The 5,261-nt window shown below is 66.7% G+C and carries 8 protein-coding genes; all 8 read right to left on the bottom strand.

Going from position 1 to position 5,261, the window contains the following annotated elements; translation table 11 throughout:
* Positions 1 to 351: KUP/HAK/KT family potassium transporter (locus AC1VAN_RS17220; protein WP_480986287.1), on the bottom strand; the 351-nt coding region annotated here is incomplete at its 3' end.
* Positions 352 to 400: 49 nt separating this feature from the next.
* Entirely contained in the window at positions 401 to 994 is a 594-nt protein-coding gene (gene ruvA, locus AC1VAN_RS17215; RefSeq protein WP_032975138.1) for a Holliday junction branch migration protein RuvA, read from the bottom strand.
* 13 nt (positions 995 to 1,007) lie between these two features.
* Positions 1,008 to 1,529 carry a crossover junction endodeoxyribonuclease RuvC gene (ruvC, locus tag AC1VAN_RS17210; protein ID WP_025874677.1) on the bottom strand — a complete coding sequence of 174 codons (522 nt, stop codon included), beginning with the start codon at positions 1,527 to 1,529 and terminating at the stop codon, positions 1,008 to 1,010.
* A 129-nt stretch (positions 1,530 to 1,658) separates the two neighbouring features.
* Entirely contained in the window at positions 1,659 to 2,390 is a 732-nt protein-coding gene (locus AC1VAN_RS17205) for a YebC/PmpR family DNA-binding transcriptional regulator (protein ID WP_032975140.1), read from the bottom strand.
* Positions 2,391 to 2,485: 95 nt separating this feature from the next.
* Entirely contained in the window at positions 2,486 to 3,118 is a 633-nt protein-coding gene (locus AC1VAN_RS17200) for an esterase/lipase family protein (RefSeq protein WP_025874679.1), read from the bottom strand.
* A 77-nt stretch (positions 3,119 to 3,195) separates the two neighbouring features.
* A complete protein-coding gene (locus AC1VAN_RS17195) occupies positions 3,196 to 3,717 on the bottom strand; it encodes a GNAT family N-acetyltransferase (protein ID WP_032975141.1) in 522 nt (173 codons plus the stop codon).
* A gap of 32 nt (positions 3,718 to 3,749) precedes the next feature.
* Entirely contained in the window at positions 3,750 to 4,085 is a 336-nt protein-coding gene (locus AC1VAN_RS17190; protein WP_025874681.1) for a hypothetical protein, read from the bottom strand.
* A 16-nt stretch (positions 4,086 to 4,101) separates the two neighbouring features.
* On the bottom strand, positions 4,102 to 5,261 hold a 1,160-nt coding region (aspS, locus tag AC1VAN_RS17185), incomplete at its 5' end, for an aspartate--tRNA ligase (RefSeq protein ID WP_480986286.1).

The following is a 5,261-nucleotide window of genomic DNA, read 5'->3' as shown; positions in this document are numbered from 1 at the left end:
CACGTAGGCCGAGCGCGACCCGTTGCGCAGCGTGCGCTGGGTCAGCGCCATCAGCGCCATGATGCCGCCCTCGCCATCATTGTCGGCGCGCATGATGATGGTCACGTACTTCAGGGTGACCACGATGTTCAGCGCCCAGAACGCCAGCGACAGCACGCCCAGCACGGTGTCGTGGTCGCTGTTGAGCCCGTAGTGCGGCGAGAACGCCTCCTTCAGGGTGTACAGCGGGCTGGTGCCGATATCGCCGAAGACCACGCCGATCGCACCGATGATCAGCGCCAGGCCCCCGGCGGGGGGAGCGTGACCATGGCCACCATGGGCGGCGGTGTGCGGGGTTTGACTGCTGGACATGGGGCTCCTGGCGAAGCTCAGGGTGTAATGGGGAAGGAAACGGAGCGGCTCAGCGCAGCGCCGATTGCAGGGCCTTGCGGATGACCATGGCCACTTCGTCGCCCTCGTTGAAGGCCTCGCGCGCCATCCGCGCCGCCTCGGTGGGCTTGTAGCCCAGCTGCTGCAGCGCCACGGTGGCATCGGACAGCGGATCGGCCGGGGCCGGGCCACTGCCGGTCGGCAGTGCGCCACCGGCACCGAACTGCGCCGCGCGGTCACGCAGTTCCAGCACCATGCGCTCGGCGGTCTTCTTGCCGATGCCGGGGATGCGGGTCAGCGCGGTGATGTCGCCGGCCTGGACCATGCGGGCGAATTCTTCGACGGTGACCCCGGACAGCACGGCCAGCGCGATCTTCGCGCCGATGCCGCTGACCTTCTGCACGTCGCGGAACAGGCGGCGCTCGCCTTCGCGCAGGAAGCCGTACAGCGAGACGCTGTCTTCCTTCTGCGAATAATGAGTGTAGAGCGTGACCTCACGGCCCAGCTCGGGCAGGTCGTAGAAGGTGCTCATCGGCGCCTCCAGCTCGTAGCCCACCCCATTGACGTCCACCACCAGCCACGGCGGCGCCTTGTAGGCGACGATTCCGCGCAGTCGACCGATCATTGCGTGCAGCTCCTCATTTGCGGCCCCACGCCTGGCGGGCAGTCAGCCCCAGGCGGTTGGCCGTTGCCCTTACGTGGGCATGGGTGATGGCCACGGCCAACGCGTCGGCCGCGTCGGCCTGCAGCTTGGTTTTCAGGTTGAGCATGAGCCCGACCATGTGTTGAACCTGTTGCTTTTCGGCGCCGCCACGACCGACCACCGCCAGCTTGATCTCGCTGGCGGCGTACTCGTGCACCGGCAGGTCGCGCAGCACCACCGCCGAAATCGCCGCGCCACGGGCCTGGCCCAGCTTCAGCGCCGAATCGGGGTTGCGCGCCATGAACACCTTTTCGATGGCCACTTCCTGCGGCTGGAACTCCAGGCACAGCTCGGCCAGGCCCAGCACCAGCAGCTTCATGCGCTGCGGGAAGTCATCGGCACCGAGCAGCACCAGCGGCTGGTGATGCACGTGGCTGACCCGGCCGCTGGCATCGACATCGATGATGCCGACCCCGGTCCGTTGTGAACCCGGGTCGATGCCGAGAATGCGGGTCATGCGGCACACGCGCGCAGGCCGCTGATCCGGGAAGGACGCATGCGGCGGTGATGGCTGGAAACGTCTGGGGTCATCATGGTCCGCATTGTCCGCTCACCGGCCGCCAAAGGCGACCGGCGCAGCGTCCGTTCAGGCGTAGGCGTCCGCGCCGAGATCGGCGTTGGAGTACACGTCCTGCACGTCGTCGAGGTCTTCCAGCATGTCCAGCAGCTTCTTGACCTGCAGGACAGTGTCGCCCTCGACCTTGATGTCGTTGTCGGCACGGAAGGTCAGCTCGGCATGATCCGGCGTGCGGCCAGCCGCCTGCATCGCATCCTTGACTGCGTGGAAGCTGTCCGCGGCGGTGAGCACGTCGATCGCGCCATCCTCCGGGTAGACCACGATGTCATCGGCACCGGCCTCGATGGCCGCTTCGGAGATGGCGTCCTCATCGGCGCCGGCGCCGTAGTGCAGCACGCCCACGCGTTTGAACATGAAGCTGACCGAGCCTTCGGTGCCCATGTTGCCGCCGCACTTGCTGAACGCATGGCGGACATCGGCCACGGTGCGCACGCGGTTGTCGGTCAGGCAATCGACGATGACGGCCACGCCACCGGGCGCGTAGCCCTCGTAGCGGATCTCTTCGTACTCGACGCCTTCCAGTTCACCGGTGGCCTTCTTGATGGCGCGCTCGATCACGTCCTTGGACATGTTCGCGGTCAGCGCCTTGTCCACGGCTACACGCAGGCGCGGGTTGTTGTTGGGGTCGCCTCCACCGCCGCGGGCGGCCACGCCGATCTCACGGATGATCTTGGTGAAAATCTTGCCGCGCTTCGCGTCAGACGCGTTCTTGCGGTTCTCGATGGAGGGGCCTCTACCCATGGGTCTTTCCGTACGTGCGTTGATGGATAAGGCCGCGGATTCGCTACCGGGGGGGCACCGCCGTGGTAGCGCCGGGCCATGCCCGGCGAACCGCCTTACGCGGCGGCGGCGTCCCGGCCATGGTCGAACTGGCCATGGCGGAGGAAATGCGCGGTCTGCCGCGCGGCATCGGGCGACACCACCAGGCCGCTGTGGCTGGTGCGCACCACGCAGTGGTCGGCCAGGCCCGGCAGGCGGGTCTCGGCCAGCGCCACGGTACCGTCGGAATCGTCATCCAGCGCCCCGAGCAGGCTGCCCAGCCCATGCGGCACCGAGCCGGCGATGAGGCCGACGGCGGCCTTGCCCTGCCAGTCCGGCAGCCCGTCCAGCAACAGCTCGCTGCTGCGGCCCAGGGCCAGGCCCCAACCATGTTCGGACAACGAGCGCGCAGTACCACTGCCCCGCAGTGGCGAGCCCAGGCAGACCACGCGCTGCACGGGCAACTGCGGCTGCCGGCGCAGGGCTTCCAGCGCCAGCAGGCCACCCAGGCTGTGCCCGACCAGCGACAGCGGGCCTGCATCTGCCAGCCGCTCCAGCAACTGCGGCACGGCCACATCGGGACCGCCAAATACGGACGAGTAGCCAAAGGTATGGACCTGGAAGCCGCGCGCGCGCAGGCGCCAGGCCAGCGGCCCGACCCAGGCACGGGCATTCCAGATGCCATGCAACAACAGAACGGGGGGAGTCATGTGCAACAGCCTGGCGGTCAGCGGGGCGGAACTACAGTGATTGAACAAAAGCCAGGGGCAAGCGGCGGTGAACGGTTTCAGGCCGGATGCGGCAAACGGCGCAGGATGAACTCAAGATCGTTGGTATCGCCCACCGGGAACAGGTACTCGCCGGCCTTTTCAAAACCATACCGGGCGTAGAAGCGCTGCGCGCCGAAGTTTTCCGACCACACGCCCAGCCACAGCGTGCGCGGGCCGTCGTGCTCCAGCCAGGCCAGCGCCGTTTCCAGCAGGCGGCTGCCCCAGCCGCAGCTCTGCTGCGTCTTGATCAGGTACAGGCGCTTGAGCTCACCGTCACCGGGCTTCACGTCCGGGTGCGGCAACCCACAGGGGCCGGCGGCGGCATGGCCGACCGCCTCCCCGTCCAGCTCCAGCAGCCACACCGCGTAATCCGGGTGGGCCAGGATCGTGCGCTGGCGCTCGACCGTGTAGGCCTCGTCGATGAAGTCCTGCAGGTCCTGCGGCGGATACAGATGGCCGAAGGTTTCGGTGAACGTGCGTGCGGCCAGCGCCGACAGGGTCGGCGCGTCGTCCACAGTGGCGCGGCGGATCGAATACATGGGTCGAGTTGACGTCAGGACCACGGTTCGGGTCAAGCCCGCTCCGCCGGTTCCTTGTCGTCTTCTTCCTCTTCCTCTTCTTCGTATTCCTCGTCGTCCTCTTCTTCCTCGCCGTCTTCCTCTTCTTCGCCTTCCTCGTCCTCGTCGTACTCTTCCTCTTCGTCGTCTTCGTAATCCTCGACGCCGAAGTCTTCACCGTCCCAGCGGCCTTCGCCGTCGGCGACGAAGGTCAGGGCCATGGCCGACGGGTTGGTACCGACACGGACCAGCCAACCACCGAAGACACGTGCACGCTCGGTGACCAGGTTGGCCTCGGAGCCTTCATTGCCCAGCTTTTCCCACTCCAGCGAAAACGCAAACTCGGTCATTGCCTGGATCTCCTGATCAGTTTTTCTTGGGGCGAACCTGGATGTGCACTTCGGCCAGCTGCTCGTCGACGATCGGCGACGGCGCGTCGGTCATCAGATCCTGCGCACCGGTGGTCTTCGGGAACGGGATGACGTCGCGGATCGACTCGGTACCGGCCATCAGTGCGGCGATGCGGTCGATGCCGAAGGCGATGCCACCGTGCGGCGGCGCGCCGTAGTTCAGCGCGTCGAGCAGGAAGCCGAACTTGGCACGGGCTTCTTCGGCACCGATGCCGAGCAGTTCGAACACCGCGCTCTGCATGTCGGGGCGGTGGATACGGATCGAACCGCCGCCGATTTCATTGCCGTTGAGCACCATGTCGTAGCCGCGCGAAACGGCGGTCTTGGCGTGCGCGCGCAGGTCGGCGATGTCGTCCACGGCCGGCGCGGTGAAGGGGTGATGCAGGGCGACGTAGCGCTGCGCTTCCTCGTCCCATTCGAACATCGGGAAGTCGGTGACCCACAGCGGCGCCCAGCTGTCGGCGACCAGACCGAAGTCCTTGCCGGCCTTCAGGCGCAGCGCGCCCATGAAGTCGGACACCTTGTTGTAGCCGCCGGCACCGAAGAACACGATGTCGCCGTTGCCGGCGCCGACATGGGCGACCAGGGCGGCGAAGCCCTCTTCACTGAAGAACTTCTGGATCGGCGAGCTGATTTCACCGTTCTCGCCCACCTTGATGTAGGCCAGGCCCTTCGCACCGTACTTGGCGGCGTGCGCGGCGTACTCGTCGATCTGCTTGCGCGACAGGCTGGCACCACCGGGGATGCGCAGGGCGGCGACGCGGCCATCGGCATCATTGGCAGCAGCGGTGAACACCGGGAATTCGCTGGTCTTGACCAGCTCGGCCACGTCCACCAGTTCCAGCTCGATGCGCAGGTCAGGCTTGTCCGAACCATAGCGACGCATCGCCTCGGCCCAGGTCATGCGCGGGAAGCTGGCATCCAGTTCGACGTCGACCACTTCCTTGAAGATGGCGCGGATCATGTCTTCGACGAAGTCCTGCACGTCGCGCTCGCGGACGAAGGCGAACTCCATGTCCAGCTGGGTGAATTCCAGCTGGCGGTCGGCACGCAGGGCCTCATCGCGGAAGCAGCGCGCGATCTGGTAGTAGCGGTCGAAGCCGGCCACCATCAGGA

Source organism: Stenotrophomonas sp. 05L44_2 (assembly GCF_056665995.1).
The sequence above is the reverse complement of the archived record's forward strand: the minus strand, read 5'-3'. Positions and strand labels throughout refer to the sequence as shown.